A 17,542-nucleotide genomic window follows, 5' to 3' on the forward strand; every position below is an offset into this window, starting at 1 on the left:
CGATGCGCACATCGAACCGCGCCAGGCAGGAGTTTCGGTGCCGGTGATGTGACCGCGCCGCCGCGCGCCTGTGCAATGAAGCCTCAGCGGCCGCGCTCGAGTACCAGCAGAGGTCGATGCGGACATCGAACCGCGCCATGCAGGAGTTTCGGTGTCGGTGATGTGACCGCGCCGCCGCGCGCCTGTTCAATGAAGCCTCAGCGGCCGCGCTCAAGTACCAGCAGGGGGTCGATGCGGACATCGAACCAGTTCATCCCCCAGTGCAAATGCGGCCCGGTGGCCCGCCCGGTCGCCCCCACGGCACCAATCACCTGACCCTGCTCGATGCGGTCGCCAACCTTCACGTCGATCCGCGACAGGTGCAGGAAGTTGGAGCTGATGCCAAAGCCGTGGTCCAGCAGCAGGGTGCCGCCGGTGAGGTACAGGTCGGGGTTGGCGAAGGTGACCACGCCGGCAGCCGGCGCCTTGACCGGGGTGCCGTTGGCCGCGGCGATGTCCATGCCCGAGTGGCCCGCACCCGGCTGGCCGTTGTAGACCCGCGCGTTGCCGAAGCGGCCGCTGATGCGGCCCTGCACCGGCCAGATGAAGCTCTGCGCGAAGTCGGTGCGCTCGTCATCGCGGCTGCGCGCCGCGGTGACCTGCGCCTGTTCGCGCTTGATCCGCTCGGCGATCGCCGGCGGCGGGTTCACCGTCTTCGGCGGCACGCCGTTGACCCGTTCCACCGGCCAGTCACGACGGGTCACCGCGATGGCGCGGGCCTCCTCGCGACCGTCCGCCAGCCGCACCTGCACCTGCAGCGGACCCGCCTCGTCGCGACCCACCCCAAACACCACCGTGCCGTAGTTGCTGACCCGCAGCGAGCGTCCGGCATGGCGCACCTGGCTGCCGGCCGGCACCTTGCCGATCACCAGCGCGCCCTGCGACACGCTGGCCGGGAACACCACGCGCTGGTCGACCAGCTGGCCGACCGGATCCTGTGCGCTCGCTTCAACCGCAACCATCGCCGGCCCGAGCAGGGCCAGCGCCACCAGCAGCACGCGCATCAGCGGTCGAACGCCAGGCGCTGGCCGTTGGCTTCGCCGACGATGCGGTTGCCATCCCACGCCAGTTCGCCGTTGACCCAGGTCGAGGCGATGCGCGAGCGGAACGTCATGCCCTCGAACGGCGACCAGCCGCACTTGGACAGCACGTTCTCGCGCCTGACGGTGAATGCGTTGTCTTCGACCAGCACAAGGTCGGCCCAGTAGCCCTCGCGAAGGAAACCGCGCTGGCTGACATCGAACAGCTGCGCCGGGGCATGGGCAAACTTCTGCACCACCCGGGTGATGTCCAGCTTGCCCTCGTGCACCAGCTCCAGTGCCGCGACCAGCGCGTACTGCACCAGCGGCAGGCCCGAGGGCGCCTGTGGGTAGGGCTTCTGCTTCTCGTCCCAGGTGTGCGGGGCGTGGTCGGTGGCGAGCACATCGATCACGTCCTCGACCAGCGCGGCGGTCAGCGCCTCGCGGTCGCTGGCGTCCTTGATGGCCGGGTTGCACTTGATCAGGTTGCCCAGCCGCGCGTAGTCGGCACGATCAAAACGCAGGAAGTGGATGCAGGTCTCGGCGGTGATCTGCTTGCGGCTGCCATCGGCGCGGATCATCGGCCCACGCTCGAACAGGGCCAGCTCGTCGGCGGTGGAGATGTGCAGCACATGCAGGCGGGTGCCATGCTTTTTCGCCAGCGACACCGCCAGCTGCGAGGACTTCAGGCAGGCCTCGCGCGAGCGGATGTCCGGATGCTGCTCGGCGCTGAGGCTGTCGCCGTACTTTTCGACGTACGCCTTCATCAGCGCGTCGATCATCGGCGTGTCTTCGCAGTGGGTGATGATCGGCGTCGGCGCGTCGCGGAAGATCGCGTCCAGCGTTTCCGGGTTGTCCACCAGCATGTTGCCGGTGGAGGCACCCATGAACACCTTGATGCCCGGCGCGGTCTTCGGGTCGAGCTTCTGGATGTGCTCCAGGTTGTCGTTGGAGGCGCCCATGTAGAAGCCGTAGTTGGCGCGGGCGCGACCGGCGGCGGCGTCGTACTTGGCCTGCAGTGCCTCGGCATTGAGCGTCGGCGGATTGGTGTTGGGCATGTCCATGAAGGTGGTCAGCCCGCCGGCCACGGCCGCGGCCGATTCGGTGGCGATGTCTCCCTTGTGGGTCAGGCCCGGTTCGCGGAAGTGGACCTGATCATCGATCATCCCCGGCAGCAGCCAGCGGCCGGCGGCATCCACGACCTGCTCGCCGTCGCGGGCGGAAAGCCCGCTGCCGATCCGGGCAATGCGGCCCTGCTCCATGCGCAGGTCGCCTTCTAAAACCTGGCCTTCGTTGACCAGTCGGGCGTTGACGATGAGGGTGGAAGGCATCTCAGTGTTTTCCTGTGCAGCGGCAAGAGGGAGTGTCGGCCGGCGGGACGGGGTCGAAGCCGCCGGGGTGCAGCGGATGGCAGCGGCCGAGCCTGCGGATCGTCAGCCAGCCGCCACGCAGCGGACCGTGGCAGGTGATCGCTTCCATCGCGTATTCCGAACAGCTGGGCACGAAGCGGCAGCGCGGGCCGAGCAGGGGGCTGATGAATCGCTTGTAGAAGCGCAGCAGCGCGATGAGCAGGCGGGTTGTCACGCCGGAATCATAAGCCAGTTGGCATTATCCCCGCGTTTGGCGCAGGATGGCTCGATGGTGCATCAGGTCGGTCTGGCCTGTGCCCAGCCAACGGCACGTCGCCGTTGGTTTCGTTCCGAACTGCGCGAAACGGTCCGGTTACGTACACAAGGACCGTTCCCACGCATACGGCAAGCCCTTTTGTTTACAGGGTCCCGGGCGTGGTTGCTGCTGCTGGTCGGGTAGGCTATAAAGGCCCGCTTTCCCGGGCCCCGGGGGAACCAAGGAAGAGCGTTTCGTGGCTGCTAAAAAACCTGCAAAAAAGGCCGTCAAGGCCGCCAAGAAAACCGCCAAGCCTGTTGCCAAGAAGGCCGCGGCTAAGACTGTCGCCAAGAAGCCGGTCGCCAAGGTGGCCAAGAAGGCGGTGGCCAAGCAGCCGGTGAAGAAGGCCGCTGCCAAGAAGGCCGTGGCCAAGGCGCCGGCAAAGAAGACCACGTCCGCGGCCAAGGCCCCGGCAAAGAAAGTGACCAAGGCAGCGGCGAAGCCGGCGCCGAAGTCGACCAGGACCACAAAGGTGGCCAAGACGTCCGTCAAGTCGCCCGCCAAGGCGGCCAAGGTCGCCAAGGCTCCCGTCAAGAAGGTGACCAAGCAGCCGGCCAAGGCAGCGAAGGTTGCCAAGGTCGCCAAGACCACCAAGGTTGCAGCCAGCAAGACCGCCAGGCCGGCAGTCGCGAAGGCCGCACCGACCAAGGCGGCCAAGCCGTCCGTTTCCAAGTCTGTAAGCAAGTCCGTACCGAAACCGGCTCCCGCGCCGGTGCCGGCCAAGCCTGTCCCGGCCAAGGCCGCTACGCCAGCTCCAGCTCCGGCTCCCAAGCCGACCGCCAAGCCGGCCACCGCGTCCAAGGCCCCGCAATCCAAGAATCCCGTGCCTGTTTCGAAATCCCCCGCAAGAACCACCGCCGCTCCTGCCGCCCCGAAAGCCACGCGCCCGGTCGGCAAGGTTGCTGTTGCCGTGACCGCCCGCTCCACCGCGCCGGCCCCGCGCAGCAAGTACAAGGTGGTCGAGTACAAGACCGACGAGGCCACCGGCCGCCCGATCCTGCCCGAGGGTTACAAGCCCAGCGCGGAAGAGGAATACATGAGTCCGCTGCAGCAGGAGTACTTCCGCCAGCGACTGATGCAGTGGCGCGCCGACCTGGTCGAGGAGTCCAAGCAGACCATCGAGAACCTGCGCGAGGAAGTGCGTGACATCGGCGACGAGGCCGAGCGTGCGACCCGCGAGACCGAGAACTCGCTGGAACTGCGTACCCGCGACCGCTACCGCAAGCTGATCGGCAAGATCGACAGCACGCTCAAGCGCTTGGAAGCCGGCGACTACGGCTACTGCGTCGATACGGGCGAGGAAATTGGCCTGGAGCGTCTGGAGGCCCGTCTCACCGCCGAGCGCACCATCGATGCGCAGGAGCGCTGGGAGCACCTGCAGAAGCAGCAGGGCGACTGACCGGTCTCCGATCCACACGAAAAACCCGGCGCAAGCCGGGTTTTTTGTTGCCTGCAGGGTGGCTGGAAACCGCCCTCAGTGCAGGTCGCGCAGGTTCAGCCGGCGCAGGATCGGGTTCTTCCAGGCGGTGATGCCGGCCACGCCCAGTACCGCGCAGCCGCCCAGCACCACCGCCGGGACCAGGCCGAGCCAGCGCGCCATGGTGCCGGCGTAGAACGCGCCCAGTTCGTTGGACGAGCTGATGAACAGGCCGTTGATCGAGGACACCCGCCCACGCATTTCATCCGGCGTGGCCAGCTGCAGGATGGTCGAGCGCACCACCACCGACACCCCGTCAAACGCGCCGTAGAACAGCAGGATCGTCGCCGACAGCCAGAAGCTGCGCGACAGACCGAAGGCAATCACGCACAGGCCGAACCCCGCCACGGCGGTGAGCAGTACCGGGCCGGCGTGGCGCTGCAGGGGTCGGCGGGCCAGCCACAGGCCGACCACCACCGAGCCCAGCGCCGGGGCTGCGCGCAGGATGCCCAGGCCTTCCGGACCGTAGTGCAGGATTTCCTGGATGAAGGCCGGCAGCATCGCCACCACGCCGCCAAGCAGCACCGAGAACATGTCCAGCGCCATTGCGCCGAGCATCACCGGGGTGTTCCAGACAAAGCGCGCTCCCTCGGCGATGCTGGCGAAGATCGGCGCGGGATGGGCCGGGGCAGGGGGCTCTTCCACCTTCAGCGCCGCCAGTGCCCACAACGCCAGCAGCGCGGCCGCAGCCGCCACGCCGTAGGCCACGCCCTTGCCTCCCCAGGCCACCAGCACGCCGCCCAGGGCGGGGCCGATCACCATGCCGGCCTGGAACACCACGCTGCCCACGCCCGCCCCCCGGGCGAACTGGCCGCGTGCCAGCACCCGCGCGAACAGCGCGTTGTAGATCGGCGACAGGAAGGCGCGGACCATGCCGGTCAGGGCGATCGCCGCGTAGATCGGCCACACCCCGTCAAACGGCAGCCAGCCACTGGCCACGCCGACCAGGATCAAGGCCGTCAGCACCAGCCCGGCGCAGGCGGCCATGCCCAGGCGGCGCCGCGGCAAGTGGTCGACCAGGTAGCCGGCAAACGGGGCCACGCAGAAGTAGGGGAGCACTTCGGCCAGGCCGATCAGGCCCAGCGAGAACGGATTGCGGGTGATTTCGTAGATGTGCCAGCCGACCGTCACCGCGACGATCTGGTAGGACAGCATCGCGGTGATGCGGTACAGCAGCAGCGCGATGAAGCCCGGCTGGGCCAGCAAGGGTGCCGGGACGTCCTCGCCGGGCCGGGGCCCGCTCACTGCTGCTGCGACTGCGCGGTTTCGCGGATGAAGGCCAGCATCGCCGCCAGGCCGTTGCTGCGGGTCGGCGACAGGTGCCGGGCCAGGCCGATGGAGGCCACGTAGTCCGGCTCGGTGGCCAGGATCTCCTGCGCCGAGCGCCCGGAGTACACGCGCAGGGCCAGGTAGATCAGCCCCGAGACAATGGCCGAGTCACTGATGGCATGGAAGCGCAGCTGTTCGGCATTGCCCTCCGGCACGATCCACACCATCGACTGGCAGCCGTGCAGGCGGTGCTCCTCGGTCTTCCACTCTTCGGGGAACGGCGGCAGCTTGCGGCCGAGGTCGATCAGGTACTGGTAGCGCTCGGACCAGTCACCGAAGAACGAGAACTCCTCGGCAATGGCGGCCTGGGCCTCGGCGGCGGTGGGTTCAAGCGGAAACGGGGAATCGGTCATCGTGCTCTTCTTTGATGGACGCCCCGCAGGCCGGACCTGCAGGGCGTGCGGCGTGCCGGTCGGCTCAGCCGTGCTTGCGGACCCAGCGGACGCCCTGCGGGGTGTCTTCCAGGATGATGTTCCCGGCGGCCAGCTGGTCGCGGATGGCATCGGCGCGGGCGAAGTCGCGGGCCTTCTTGGCGGCGATGCGCTCGTCGATCAGGGCCTGGATGCGGGCATCGTCGTCATTGCCGGCGCCACGGTTGAACCACTCGCCCGGCGACTGCTGCAGCAGGCCCAAGGCCAGGCCTGCGCCGAGCAGCTGCGACTTCACCGCCGAAAGATCGACCTCGCCGGCATTGCCGTCGGCGGCCAGGGCCTGGCGTGCCTGGCTGGCCAGCCGCGCCAGCACCGACAGGGCCAGCGGGGTGTTGAGGTCGTCGTCCAGCGCGGCCTCGATCTCGGCCGGGATCACCGGCCCGGCCGGCACGTCGGCCAGGTCGCGCAGGGTGCCGTACAAGCGGTCCAGGGTACGCACCGACTGCTCGATCAGCGCGTCGGACCAGTCCAGCGGCTGCCGGTAGTGGGCCGAGAGCAGGGCAAGGCGAAGCGCCTCGGGCGGGTGCTGGCGGACCAGGTCATGGACGCGCTCGATGTTGCCCAGCGACTTGCTCATCTTGGCGCCGCCGAAGTTGAGCATGCCGTTGTGCAGCCAGAACCGCGCGAACGGCGCCCCGCCATGGGCGCACTCGCTCTGCGCGATCTCGTTCTCGTGGTGCGGAAACTGCAGGTCCACGCCGCCGGCATGGATGTCGATGGTCTGGCCCAGGTGCGCGGCAGCCATCGCCGAGCACTCGATGTGCCAGCCCGGGCGGCCGCGGCCCCAAGGCGAATCCCAGCCGGGCAGGTCCTCGGTCGAGGGCTTCCACAGCACGAAGTCGCCGGCGTCGCGCTTGTACGGGGCGACCTCGACGCGGGCACCGGCCAGCATTTCCTCGGGGTCGCGGCGCGAGAGCTTGCCGTAGCCGGGGAAGCTGGCCACCGAGAACAGCACGTGGCCCTCGGCCGCGTAGGCGTGGCCTTCGGCGATGAGCTGTTCGCACATGGCGATCATCTGCGCGATATGGCCGGTGGCCGTCGGCTCGATGTCCGGGGCGGAGTCGCCGCTCACGCCCAGCGCAGCCATGTCCTCGCGGTAGGCCTGGGCAAAACGATCGGTGATCACCGAAATCGGCACGCCCTGTTCGCTCGCGGCGGCGTTGATCTTGTCGTCCACGTCCGTGATGTTGCGGGCATAACGCAGCGCGCCATAGCGACGGCGCAGCAGCTTGGCCAGCACGCCGAACACCACCGGGCCACGCGCGTTGCCGATGTGCACGTAGTTGTAGACCGTCGGGCCGCAGACATACATGGTGGGGCAGGCCGGGTCGATCGGGGAGAACGGCTCGAGCTGCCGCGTCAGGTTGTTGTGCAGGCGCAGGGTCATGGAGTGCGTCGGGGGGAGGAAGGAAAGCCCTGTGATTCTACCGGCCCGGCCGCCACCGGGCACGGGCGGCTGGGCAGGCGGGCGCTGGAGGGGTAATGTTCAGACCTACGTGGGCGTACGTGCCTACACTGTTGCCGTTGCCCGACTGACTGGTACCAATGAATCCCGTCCTGTTGTCTCCCCTGGTCTGCCTGCTTGCATGTGTTGCCCTGCCGAGCGTCGCCCAGGACCAGTCGCAGGATCCGGACCAGCGCAACCGCGTGGTGATCGTGGAGAACGTGCGCTACGACTACGCCCAGGTGCTCAATGTCGAGCCGGTGTTCCAGGTCCTGCGTGCCACGCGCACCGAGGAGCACTGCATCCCGGTTACCACCCGGACCCTGGACCCGGTCACCGTCACCGCCGAGGAGGAGAAGGGGCGTTTCGGCCGCTTCATGGATTCGGTGCGCAACATCTTCCGGCGCGATGACGAGGATCCGGAGGCGCGCGAGGCCGCCAAGCTGGCCGCCCGGCCGCCCAACTCCACGCTGCTGACCCCGGACTGCCGCATCGTCGAGGTGGGCCGTGAGTTCCGCCGCCCGATCGCCTACGACGTGGATTACGTCTACAAGGGCACCAAGTACCGCTCGCGCCTGCCCGAGGATCCGGGCAACCGCCTGCGCCTGCGGGTCTCCGTTACCCCGGATCTGGGTCCGGTCAGCGAGTCCTCGACCGCAGTCACCCCGTGACTTGCACGGTCCCCGGACTAGTGACATCATCGCCGGCCATGAAACCGAACAGTTCCCAGCTTGGTACCAGCGCCGCCCGGATGGCCTCCGGCATGACGTCGCGTGCCCGCCGACCGGAACCCCACATCCTCGCTGGGTAACCGGAGCTTCGTGCTGTCTGTTCGGAAAACCCAGCCCAGGCTGGGTTTTTTCGTTTCCGCTCCACCGGAACGGTTTCATTTCTGATCTTTTTTGCGTTTTCCCATAGGCAATGCGCATTCCGCGCCCCCACCACCGGCAACGGTGTCACCTGCAAAGGATGGATAGATGTCCCTCAAGCATTTCCTGAACACCCAGGACTGGAGCCGTTCCGACCTGGACGCCCTGCTGACCCAGGCGACGCTGTTCAAGCAGCACAAGCTCGGCGACCAGCTCAAGGGCAAGTCCATTGCCCTGGTGTTCTTCAACCCGTCCATGCGCACCCGCACCAGCTTCGAGCTGGGTGCCTTCCAGCTCGGTGGCCACGCGGTGGTGCTGCAGCCGGGCAAGGATGCGTGGCCGATCGAGTTCGACCTGGGCACGGTGATGGACGGTGACACCGAGGAGCACATCGCCGAGGTGGCCCGGGTCCTGGGCCGCTACGCCGACATCCTGGCCGTGCGCGCCTTCCCGAAGTTCGTCGACTGGCAGGTCGATCGCCAGGACCGCGTGCTCAATGCCTTTGCGAAGTACTCGCCGGTGCCGGTCATCAACATGGAGACCATCACCCATCCGTGCCAGGAGCTGGCCCACATCCTGGCCCTGCAGGAGCACTTCGGCACCACCGACCTGCGCGGCAAGAAGTACGTGCTGACCTGGACCTACCACCCCAAGCCGCTGAACACCGCGGTAGCCAACTCGGCGCTGACCATCGCCACCCGCATGGGCATGGACGTGACCCTGCTGTGCCCGACCCCGGACTACATCCTGGACGAGCGCTACATGGGCTGGGCCGAGCAGAACGTCGCCGAGAGCGGCGGTTCGCTGCAGGTCAGCCATGACATCCAAAGGGCCTACACCGGCGCCGATGTCGTTTACGCCAAGAGCTGGGGCGCGCTGCCGTTCTTCGGCAACTGGGAGCCGGAAAAGCCGATCCGCGACCAGTACAAGCACTTCATCGTCGACGAGGCGAAGATGGCGCTGACCAACAACGGCGTCTTCAGCCACTGCCTGCCGCTGCGCCGCAACGTCAAGGCCACCGACGCGGTGATGGATTCGCCGCAGTGCATTGCCATCAACGAAGCCGAGAACCGCCTGCACGTGCAGAAGGCGATCATGGCTGCGCTGGCCACCCAATAAACCCCACGAACCACTGGATCCCCCACCCATGAGCAACAAAGACATCGTCCTGGCCTTCTCCGGCGGTCTGGATACCTCCTTCTGCATCCCCTACCTGCAGGAACGCGGCTGGGCGGTGCACACCGTGTTCGCTGACACTGGCGGCGTGGATGCCGAGGAGCGCGACTTCATCGAAAAGCGCGCCGCCGAACTGGGCGCGGCCAGCCACGTCACCGTCGACGGCGGCCCGGCGATCTGGGACGGCTTTGTCAAGCCGTTCGTGTGGGCCGGCGAGGCCTACCAGGGCCAGTACCCGCTGCTGGTATCCGACCGCTACCTGATCGTCGACGCCGCGCTCAAGCGCGCCGCCGAGCTGGGTACCAGGGCCATCGCCCACGGCTGCACCGGCATGGGCAACGACCAGGTCCGTTTCGACCTGGCGGTCAAGGCGCTGGGGGACTACGAGATCGTCGCCCCGATCCGCGAGATCCAGAAGGAACACACCCAGACCCGCGCCTACGAGCAGGCCTACCTGGAAGAGCGTGGCTTTGGCGTGCGTGCCAAGCAGAAGGCCTACACCATCAACGAGAACCTGCTGGGCGTGACCATGTCCGGTGGCGAGATCGACCGCTGGGAAGCCCCGGGCGAGGGCGCCCGCGCCTGGTGCGCGCCGCGCAGCGCGTGGCCGGTCGAGCCGCTGCACGTCACCCTGAAGTTCGTCGAGGGCGAGGCCGTGGCGCTGGACGGCAAGGAAATGCCGGGTGAGCAGATCCTGGCCAAGCTCAACAGGATGTTTGCCCCATACGGCGTTGGCCGTGGCGTCTACACCGGCGACACCGTGATCGGCCTGAAGGGCCGCATCATCTATGAAGCACCGGGCCTGGTGTCGCTGCTGGCCGCGCACCGCGCGCTGGAAGACGCGGTGCTGACCAAGCAGCAGAACCGCTTCAAGCCAGACGTGGCCCGCAAGTGGGTGGAGCTGGTGTACGAAGGCTTCTACCACGACCCGCTGAAGACCGACATCGAGGCCTTCCTGAAGTCCTCGCAGGCCAAGGTCAACGGCGAGGTGGTGCTGGAAACCCGCGGTGGCCGCGTCGACGCGGTGGCCGTGCGCTCGCCGCACATCCTCAACGCCAAGGGCGCGACCTACGCGCAGTCGGCCGACTGGGGCGTGGAGGAAGCCGAAGGCTTCATCAAGCTGTTCGGCATGAGCTCCACCCTGTACGCCTCGGTCAACCGCTGATCGCCCGCGTTGCCTGAGCCACGGTGCGCCCCTGCAAGGGGGCGCACTGCTGTATCCCCCTCATCGATTCCCGCCATGACCCCGTTGCTGTCCGCCACCCTCGACCACCTGGAGAAGCTGGTGTCCTTCGACACCCGCAATCCGCCGCGCGCCATCACCACCGGCGGCATCTTCGATTACCTGCGCGACAACCTGCCGGGCTTCAACGTCGAGGTCATCGACCACGGTGCCGGTGCGGTCAGCCTGTACGCGGTACGTGGCACCCCGAAGTACCTGTTCAACGTCCACCTGGACACCGTTCCCGATTCCCCGCACTGGTCGGCCGACCCACACGTGATGCGCCGCCTCGACGACCGCGTGGTCGGCCTCGGCGTATGCGACATCAAGGGCGCTGCCGCCGCGCTGGTAGCCGCGGCCAATGCCTGCGATGGCGACGCCGCGTTCCTGTTCTCCTCCGACGAGGAAGCCAACGACCCGCGCTGCATCGCCGCCTTCCTGGCCCGTGGCATCCCTTACGAAGCGGTGCTGGTGGCCGAGCCGACCATGAGCGAGGCGGTGCTGGCCCATCGCGGCATTTCCTCGGTGCTGATGAAGTTCAGCGGCCGCGCAGGGCATGCTTCCGGCAAGCAGGATCCGTCGGCGTCCGCGCTGCACCAGGCCATGCGCTGGGGCAACAGGGCGCTGGACCATGTCGAGGCGCTGGCGCACGAGCGCTTCGGCGGCCTGACCGGGCTGCGCTTCAACATCGGCCGCGTCGAAGGCGGCATCAAGGCCAACATGATCGCCCCGGCCGCCGAGCTGCGCTTCGGCTTCCGGCCGCTGCCGTCGATGGACATCGACGCGCTGCTGGCGACCTTCGCCTCGTTCGCGCAGCCCGAAGCAGCGCACTTCGAGGAAACCTTCCGCGGCCCGAGCCTGCCCTCGGGCGACATCGCCCGTGCCGAGGAACGCCGCCTGGCCGCGCGCGACGTCGCCGACGCGCTGAACCTGCCGATCGGCAATGCGGTGGATTTCTGGACCGAGGCCTCGCTGTTCTCGGCCGGCGGCTACACCACGATGGTGTATGGCCCGGGTGACATCGCCCAGGCGCACACCGCCGACGAATTCGTCACCCACGAGCAGCTGCAGCGCTACGCCGATTCGGTGTTGCGCATCCTGCAGCAGGGCGCCTGAGGCGCCACCCACCGGCCCGGTTCCATCGGCCCTTTCCCCCTTGCGGCCCCCGCCGCCTGAAGAAACCGCAATGTCTCCTTCCCAGCAAGCCCACCGCCAGACCCGCCAGACCATCGTGCGTCTGCTTTCCTCCATGGCCAGCGCCAAGGAGATCAGCCAGTACCTCAAGCGTTTCTCGCAGCTCGATGCCAAGCGCTTCGCGGTGGTCAAGGTCGGCGGCGCGGTGCTGCGCGACGACCTCGACGCGCTGACCTCGTCGCTGTCGTTCCTGCAGGACGTGGGCCTGACCCCGATCGTGCTGCACGGCGCCGGCCCACAGCTGGACACCGAGCTGTCCGCGGCCGGCATCGGGAAGCAGACCGTCAACGGCCTGCGCGTGACCTCGCCCGAAGCGCTGGCGATCGTGCGCCGCGTGTTCCAGCAGTCCAACCTCAAGCTGGTCGAGGCGCTGCAGAAAAACGGCGCGCGCGCAACTTCCATCACCGGTGGCGTGTTCGAGGCCGAGTACCTGGATCGCGACACCTACGGCCTGGTCGGTGAGGTCAAGCGCGTCAACCTGGCGCCGATCGAAGCCAGCCTGCGCGCCGGTTCGATCCCGGTGATCACCTCGATGGGGGAGACAGCCAGCGGCCAGATCCTCAACGTCAACGCCGACTTCGCCGCCAACGAGCTGGTGCAGGAACTGCAGCCCTACAAGATCATCTTCCTCACCGGCACCGGTGGCCTGCTCGACGAGAACGGCAAGCTGATCGACTCGATCAACCTGTCCACCGAGTACGACCAGCTGATGGCGCAGCCGTGGATCCACGGCGGCATGCGGGTCAAGATCGAGCAGATCAAGGACCTGCTGGACAAGCTCCCGCTGGAATCGTCGGTGTCCATCACCCGTCCGTCGGACCTGGCCAAGGAACTTTTCACCCACAAGGGCTCGGGCACCCTGGTCCGTCGCGGCGAACGCGTGACCAAGGCGGCCTCGTGGGACGAGCTGGACCTGGAGCGGCTCAAGGGCCTGATCGAGTCCAGCTTCGGCCGCACCCTGGTGCCGGACTACTTCCAGAAGACCCGGCTGCTGCGCGCCTACGTCAGCGAGAACTACCGCGCCGCGGTGATCCTGACCCAGGAAGCCGAAGGCGTGTACCTGGACAAGTTCGCCGTGCTCGAGGATGCGCAGGGCGAAGGCCTGGGCCGCGCGGTATGGAACGTGATGCTGGAGGAAACCCCGCAGCTGTTCTGGCGCTCGCGCAACGGCAACCCGGTCAACCACTTCTACTACGCCGAGTCCGATGGGTGTTACAAGCTCGATCACTGGAAGGTGTTCTGGTACGGCGCCAATGGCTTCGACGACATCAAGGGCTACGTCGGGCACTGCGCCGCACGCGCGCCGAGCCTGCAGGGCTGAGCCATGGCCGCCGGCTGGACCGTCGTGCCCACGCTGACCGGGCGTCACGCGCGGCTGGAGCCGCTGCAGGTCGACCACGTGCCGGCATTGCAGCAGGCCGTGGAGGGCAGTGGCCTGGACCGGCTCTGGTACACCAACGTGCCGTCGGTCGAGCGCGTGCCTGCCTACGTAGAAGCCGCGTTGCGCAGCCAGACCGAAGGCAAGGCTTTGCCGTGGGTCGTGCGTGACGCCGCCGCCGACGTGGTCGGCACCACGCGCTTCTACGCCATCGAAGCCGACGTGCCCAGGGTCAGCATCGGCTACACCTGGTATGCACCGCGCGTGCAGCGTACCGGCGTCAACACCGAGGCCAAGCTGCTGCTGCTCGGCCACGCGTTCGAGCAGCTGGCCTGCATCAGCGTCAGCTTCGAGACCAGCTGGTTCAACCACGCCTCGCGCACCGCGCTGGCCCGCCTTGGCGCAAAGCAGGACGGCGTGCTGCGCAACCACAAGCGCCATGGCGACGGTACGCCGCGCGATACCGTCGTCTTCTCCATCATCGATTCGGAATGGGCAGGGGTGAAGCGCCACCTGCAGTTCCGCCTGGATTCGCACCCATGACTGACAAGAAGTTCTCCCTCGGCATCGTCGGTGCCCGCGGCCACACCGGCAGCGAACTGATCCGCCTGCTGGCCGCGCACCCGGCCATCGAACTGGCGTTCGTGTCCTCGCGCGAGCTGGCTGGCCAGCGCGTGGCCGACCACAATCCCGCCTTCAGCGGCGAGCTGCGCTACGAGAACCTCGACGCCGAGGCCGTGGCCGCCAAGGGCGTGGATGCCGTGGTGCTGGCCCTGCCCAACGGCCTGGCCGCACCGTTCGTCGCCGCCCTCGATGCCACCAAGCCGGACACGGTGATCGTCGACCTGTCGGCCGATTACCGGTTCGACACGAGCTGGTACTACGGCCTGCCGGAACTGACCCGCGGCCGCTACGACGGCAACAAGCGCATCTCCAACCCGGGCTGCTATGCCACCGCGATGCAGCTGGCGATCTCGCCGATGCTCGACGTGCTGGCCGGCCCGCCGCAGTGCTTTGGCGTCAGCGGCTACTCCGGCGCCGGCACCACGCCCTCGGACAAGAACAACACCGAACTGCTGGCCTGCAACCTGATGCCGTATGCGCTGGCCAACCACGTGCACGAGCGCGAGGTCACCGGTCATCTCGGCTTTCCGGTGGAATTCATGCCGCACGTGGCGCCGCATTTCCGCGGCATCACCATGACCGTCAACCTGTGGCTGACCCAGCCGATGACGCTGGAGCAGGTCAGGTCGCGCTACGAGGCTGCGTATGCCGGTGAACCGCTGGTGGAGGTAATCGACACCGCGCCGTGGGTGAGCCGCATCGCCGGCCGCAACGGCGCGCAGATCGGCGGTTTCACCCTGGCCCCGGGCGGCAAGCGCGTGATCGTGGTCGCCACCCTGGACAACCTGCTCAAGGGCGCGGCGACGCAGGCGCTGCAGAACCTCAACCTGGCCCTGGGCCTGGACGAGCTGACCGCCATCGAACCCTGAGCGGCCGGCCCGCATCACGAACAACACGGGGCGGCAGCGACCGGCCCACGGAGCAAGCACATGGCAGAGCTGTTGTGGCAGAAACCCGGCGTCCACGTCGACGCCAAGATCCAGACCTTCCTCGCCGGCGATGACGTCATCCTCGACCGCGAGTTCTTCCTGTACGACATCCAGGCGTCCACCGCGCATGCCGAAGGCCTGCAGCACATCGGCATCCTCTCGGCCGAAGAGCTGGAAGGGCTCAAGCGCGAGCTGGCGGTGCTGGCCGACGACTTCCGCAGCGGCGCCTTCGTGCTCGACGAGCAGTACGAGGATTGCCACTCCGCCATCGAGGCGCGCCTGACCGAGCGCCTGGGCGATGCCGGCCGCCGCATCCACACCGGCCGCAGCCGCAACGACCAGATCCTGGTCGCCACCCGCCTGTGGCTGAAGGACAGGCTGGCCCGCGTTGCCGAGCTGTCCAAGGCGATTGCCAGGGTCGCGCTGGACCGCGCCGAGGTCGAGAAGGCACAGCCGCTGCCGGGTTACACCCACATCCAGCGCGCCGTGGTGTCCTCGGCGGGAATGTGGTGGGCCGGCTGGGCCGAGGCCTTCATCGACAACGCCGTGCGCGCCGCCGATACCCGCAAGCTGGTGGACTGCAACCCGCTGGGCACCGCCGCCGGCTACGGCGTCAACCTGCCGCTGGACCGCGACCACACCACCGCCGCGCTGGGCTTCGCACGCATGCAGGTCAGCCCGGTCTACGCCCAGCTCTCGCGCGGCAAGTTCGAGCTGGCCGCGCTGGAAGCGCTCGGCGGCGCCACCTTGGACCTGCGCCGCATCGCGTGGGACCTGTCGCTGTTCACCAGCGGCGAGTTCGCCTTCGTCAGGCTGCCGGCGCAGTACACCACCGGCTCGTCGATCATGCCCAACAAGCGCAACCCGGACGTGGTCGAGCTGATGCGCGCGACCCACGCCTCGGTCGCCGCCGCGCGTACCGAGATCGAGCAGTTGCTGTCGCTGCCCTCGGGTTACCAGCGCGACCTGCAGAACTCCAAGGGCGCGATCGTCCACGGTTTCAGCCGCGGCTTGATGGCGCTGGAACTGCTGCCGGCGCTGCTGGAGAACCTGGACTGGAACGACACCGCGATCCGCGCCGCCATTGACTCGGGCATGTACGCCACCGATGTCGCGGTGGAAGCGGCCGTGGCCGGCGTGCCGTTCCGCGAGGCCTACAAGGCCGCCGCGGCCGCCTCGGATACGGCCGGGCAGGGGCGCACGCCGGAAGGCAGTCTCGCCGCACGTGTCTCTCCCGGTGCCGCCGCCGACCTGCGCCTGGGCGAGCTCAACGCACGCTGGCAGGCGCTGGCCTGATGGGCGCCAGGCTGTACCTGGTGATGGCGATGCGCCGGCCGGATTTCCCGGCCGACGTGGTGCAGCCGCATCGGGAATTCCTCGCCGAACTGCGCGCGCGCAACCAGCTGCAGCTGACCGGCGGTTTCAGCGACGGCCGCGGCGGCGCCTACGTGCTGTGCAACGTGGATTCGCTGGCCGATGCGCAGGCCATCGTCGCGCGCGATCCGCTGGTGCTGCGCGGTGCCTCGACGCTGACCGTCCACGAATGGAACGTACACTGATCCACCCCTGACCCGACGCCCATGACGACAATGCCCTCCGACAAGGCCTCTCCCTTTCCCGTCCAGACGGTGCCGGAGTGGCGGCGGGCGGTCCTCAAGGTCGGCAGCAGCCTGCTGGCTGCCGACGGTGGCGGGCTCACGCCACGCTTCGCCTTGGGCCTGGCCCAGTTCGTCTCGGCCAACGTGCTGGCCGGGCGCGAGGTTGTCATCGTCTCCTCCGGCGCGGTGGCCGCCGGCCGCGCCATCGTGCCGGGCACGCTGCAGGCCGGTGCCTCGATTGCCGCACGCCAGGCGCTGGCCGCGCTTGGCCAGGCGCGGCTGATCAGCCTGTGGCAGCGCTTCTTCGAGCGTCCGGTCGCGCAGGTGCTGCTCACCCATGACGACCTGCGCAACCGGCGCCGCTACCTCAACGCCCGCGCCACGCTCAACGAGCTGCTGGCGCTGGGCACGCTGCCGGTAGTCAACGAGAACGACACCGTCTCGGTCGACGAGCTCAAGCTCGGCGACAACGACAACCTGGCCGCCATCGTCGCTGCGCTGGTTGATGCCGATGCGCTGTTCATCGCCACCGACATCGATGGCCTGTACACCGCCGACCCGCGCCGCGACCCGCAGGCGCAGCCGGTGTCCGAGGTCCACGAGCTGGGCGCCGAGGTGCTGGCCATGGCCGGTGGCAGCGGCACCTCGGCCGGCACCGGTGGCATGCACACCAAGCTGCAGGCCGCGGCCAAGGCCGGCGCGGCCGGCATCGACACGTACCTGTTCAATGGTCGTGATGCCGACGTAGTGCGCGGCCTGGCCCAGGGCCAGCTGCGTGGCACCCGCCTGCATGCCGGGCGCAGCCGCGTGGCCGCACGCAAGTACTGGCTCCGCCACGCCCCGGTGGAAGCCGGCGCGATCATGGTCGATGGCGGCGCCGCTGCTGCGCTCAAGGACAAGGGCGCCTCGCTGCTGCCCGGTGGCGTGGTCGGTGCCGAGGGCGAATTCCGCCGCGGTGACATGGTCGAGATCCAGCTGCGCGACGAAGCCGGCGTGCGCAGCGTGGCGCGCGGCGTCAGCCAGTACTCGGCGCAGGACATCCGCCGCATCGCCCGCCACCACTCGCGTGAGATCGAGGCGATCCTCGGTTACAACTACGGGGGCAACATCGTCCATCGCGACGACCTGGTGCTGCTGTAACTCCCCCG

17 protein-coding genes are annotated in these 17,542 nt (G+C 68.2%); 11 read left to right on the forward strand and 6 right to left on the reverse strand.

What is annotated here, in order from left to right; translation table 11 throughout:
* Nucleotides 1-197: 197 nt before the first annotated feature.
* From LG380_RS02565 to yidD, 3 genes are read right to left on the reverse strand one after another with little or no spacing between them, the layout of a single operon-like run.
* Entirely contained in the window at nt 198-1,043 is an 846-nt protein-coding gene (locus LG380_RS02565) for a M23 family metallopeptidase (protein WP_225763466.1), read from the reverse strand.
* Nucleotides 1,043-2,389 (reverse strand): dihydroorotase, encoded by a 1,347-nt coding sequence (locus LG380_RS02570; RefSeq protein WP_225763467.1) that lies wholly within the window; start codon nt 2,387-2,389, stop codon nt 1,043-1,045. The genes LG380_RS02565 and LG380_RS02570 overlap by 1 nt, the downstream gene beginning before the upstream one ends.
* 1 nt (nt 2,390) lies before the next feature.
* Nucleotides 2,391-2,642, reverse strand: a complete 252-nt coding sequence (yidD, locus tag LG380_RS02575; protein ID WP_225763468.1) for a membrane protein insertion efficiency factor YidD — start codon at nt 2,640-2,642, stop codon at nt 2,391-2,393.
* A 277-nt stretch (nt 2,643-2,919) separates the two neighbouring features.
* On the opposite strand from yidD, the gene dksA reads away from it, so the two are divergent.
* Nucleotides 2,920-4,122 carry an RNA polymerase-binding protein DksA gene (gene dksA / locus LG380_RS02580; protein ID WP_225763469.1) on the forward strand — a complete coding sequence of 401 codons (1,203 nt, stop codon included), beginning with the start codon at nt 2,920-2,922 and terminating at the stop codon, nt 4,120-4,122.
* 75 nt (nt 4,123-4,197) lie between these two features.
* Here the strand turns inward: dksA and LG380_RS02585 are convergent, their stop codons facing one another.
* The 3 genes from LG380_RS02585 to cysS form a co-directional block, all read right to left on the reverse strand.
* Nucleotides 4,198-5,445, reverse strand: coding sequence for an MFS transporter (locus tag LG380_RS02585; RefSeq protein WP_225763470.1), 1,248 nt, complete (start codon nt 5,443-5,445; stop codon nt 4,198-4,200).
* Nucleotides 5,442-5,882 carry a SufE family protein gene (locus LG380_RS02590; RefSeq protein WP_225763471.1) on the reverse strand — a complete coding sequence of 147 codons (441 nt, stop codon included), beginning with the start codon at nt 5,880-5,882 and terminating at the stop codon, nt 5,442-5,444. Before LG380_RS02590 ends, LG380_RS02585 begins: the two co-directional genes overlap by 4 nt.
* 64 nt (nt 5,883-5,946) lie before the next feature.
* Nucleotides 5,947-7,347 carry a cysteine--tRNA ligase gene (gene cysS / locus LG380_RS02595; protein WP_225763472.1) on the reverse strand — a complete coding sequence of 467 codons (1,401 nt, stop codon included), beginning with the start codon at nt 7,345-7,347 and terminating at the stop codon, nt 5,947-5,949.
* Between the two features lie 158 nt (nt 7,348-7,505).
* On the opposite strand from cysS, the gene LG380_RS02600 reads away from it, so the two are divergent.
* The 10 genes from LG380_RS02600 (at nt 7,506) to proB (ending at nt 17,534) form a co-directional block, all read left to right on the forward strand.
* On the forward strand, nt 7,506-8,075 hold the full coding sequence (locus LG380_RS02600; RefSeq protein WP_225763473.1) for a hypothetical protein: 570 nt from the start codon (nt 7,506-7,508) through the stop codon (nt 8,073-8,075).
* Nucleotides 8,076-8,381: 306 nt separating this feature from the next.
* Nucleotides 8,382-9,392 carry an N-acetylornithine carbamoyltransferase gene (locus LG380_RS02605; protein ID WP_225763474.1) on the forward strand — a complete coding sequence of 337 codons (1,011 nt, stop codon included), beginning with the start codon at nt 8,382-8,384 and terminating at the stop codon, nt 9,390-9,392.
* A 28-nt stretch (nt 9,393-9,420) separates the two neighbouring features.
* The gene (locus LG380_RS02610) at nt 9,421-10,614 is read left to right on the forward strand and encodes an argininosuccinate synthase (protein ID WP_225763475.1); all 1,194 of its coding nucleotides are present in this window, start codon (nt 9,421-9,423) and stop codon (nt 10,612-10,614) included.
* 75 nt (nt 10,615-10,689) lie between these two features.
* The gene (locus tag LG380_RS02615) at nt 10,690-11,787 is read left to right on the forward strand and encodes an acetylornithine deacetylase (RefSeq protein ID WP_225763476.1); all 1,098 of its coding nucleotides are present in this window, start codon (nt 10,690-10,692) and stop codon (nt 11,785-11,787) included.
* Between the two features lie 70 nt (nt 11,788-11,857).
* Nucleotides 11,858-13,186 (forward strand): acetylglutamate kinase, encoded by a 1,329-nt coding sequence (locus tag LG380_RS02620; RefSeq protein ID WP_225763477.1) that lies wholly within the window; start codon nt 11,858-11,860, stop codon nt 13,184-13,186.
* A gap of 3 nt (nt 13,187-13,189) precedes the next feature.
* On the forward strand, nt 13,190-13,786 hold the full coding sequence (locus LG380_RS02625; protein ID WP_225763478.1) for a GNAT family protein: 597 nt from the start codon (nt 13,190-13,192) through the stop codon (nt 13,784-13,786).
* Nucleotides 13,783-14,736, forward strand: a complete 954-nt coding sequence (gene argC, locus LG380_RS02630; RefSeq protein ID WP_225763479.1) for an N-acetyl-gamma-glutamyl-phosphate reductase — start codon at nt 13,783-13,785, stop codon at nt 14,734-14,736. The genes LG380_RS02625 and argC overlap by 4 nt, the downstream gene beginning before the upstream one ends.
* Before the next feature lie 60 nt (nt 14,737-14,796).
* Nucleotides 14,797-16,092: an argininosuccinate lyase gene (argH, locus tag LG380_RS02635; protein ID WP_225763480.1), complete on the forward strand. Its 1,296-nt coding sequence runs from the start codon at nt 14,797-14,799 to the stop codon at nt 16,090-16,092.
* On the forward strand, nt 16,092-16,355 hold the full coding sequence (locus tag LG380_RS02640; protein WP_225763481.1) for a YciI family protein: 264 nt from the start codon (nt 16,092-16,094) through the stop codon (nt 16,353-16,355). Before argH ends, LG380_RS02640 begins: the two co-directional genes overlap by 1 nt.
* Nucleotides 16,356-16,376: 21 nt before the next feature.
* The gene (proB, locus tag LG380_RS02645; protein ID WP_225763482.1) at nt 16,377-17,534 is read left to right on the forward strand and encodes a glutamate 5-kinase; all 1,158 of its coding nucleotides are present in this window, start codon (nt 16,377-16,379) and stop codon (nt 17,532-17,534) included.
* Nucleotides 17,535-17,542 lie beyond the last annotated feature (8 nt).

The organism is Stenotrophomonas sp. Marseille-Q4652 (assembly GCF_916618915.1).
Classification (GTDB): domain Bacteria; phylum Pseudomonadota; class Gammaproteobacteria; order Xanthomonadales; family Xanthomonadaceae; genus Stenotrophomonas.

Bases quoted from the DNA above. Each gene is read 5' to 3' on its own strand.
- LG380_RS02565 (WP_225763466.1), bottom strand. From the start codon at position 1,043: ATGCGCGTGCTGCTGGTGGCGCTGGCCCTGCTCGGGCCGGCGATGGTT.
- LG380_RS02570 (WP_225763467.1), bottom strand. From the start codon at position 2,389: ATGCCTTCCACCCTCATCGTCAACGCCCGACTGGTCAACGAAGGCCAG.
- LG380_RS02590 (WP_225763471.1), bottom strand. From the start codon at position 5,882: ATGACCGATTCCCCGTTTCCGCTTGAACCCACCGCCGCCGAGGCCCAG.
- cysS (WP_225763472.1), bottom strand. From the start codon at position 7,347: ATGACCCTGCGCCTGCACAACAACCTGACGCGGCAGCTCGAGCCGTTC.
- LG380_RS02600 (WP_225763473.1), top strand. From the start codon at position 7,506: ATGAATCCCGTCCTGTTGTCTCCCCTGGTCTGCCTGCTTGCATGTGTT.
- LG380_RS02605 (WP_225763474.1), top strand. From the start codon at position 8,382: ATGTCCCTCAAGCATTTCCTGAACACCCAGGACTGGAGCCGTTCCGAC.
- LG380_RS02610 (WP_225763475.1), top strand. From the start codon at position 9,421: ATGAGCAACAAAGACATCGTCCTGGCCTTCTCCGGCGGTCTGGATACC.
- LG380_RS02615 (WP_225763476.1), top strand. From the start codon at position 10,690: ATGACCCCGTTGCTGTCCGCCACCCTCGACCACCTGGAGAAGCTGGTG.
- LG380_RS02620 (WP_225763477.1), top strand. From the start codon at position 11,858: ATGTCTCCTTCCCAGCAAGCCCACCGCCAGACCCGCCAGACCATCGTG.
- LG380_RS02625 (WP_225763478.1), top strand. From the start codon at position 13,190: ATGGCCGCCGGCTGGACCGTCGTGCCCACGCTGACCGGGCGTCACGCG.
- argC (WP_225763479.1), top strand. From the start codon at position 13,783: ATGACTGACAAGAAGTTCTCCCTCGGCATCGTCGGTGCCCGCGGCCAC.
- argH (WP_225763480.1), top strand. From the start codon at position 14,797: ATGGCAGAGCTGTTGTGGCAGAAACCCGGCGTCCACGTCGACGCCAAG.
- LG380_RS02640 (WP_225763481.1), top strand. From the start codon at position 16,092: ATGGGCGCCAGGCTGTACCTGGTGATGGCGATGCGCCGGCCGGATTTC.
- proB (WP_225763482.1), top strand. From the start codon at position 16,377: ATGACGACAATGCCCTCCGACAAGGCCTCTCCCTTTCCCGTCCAGACG.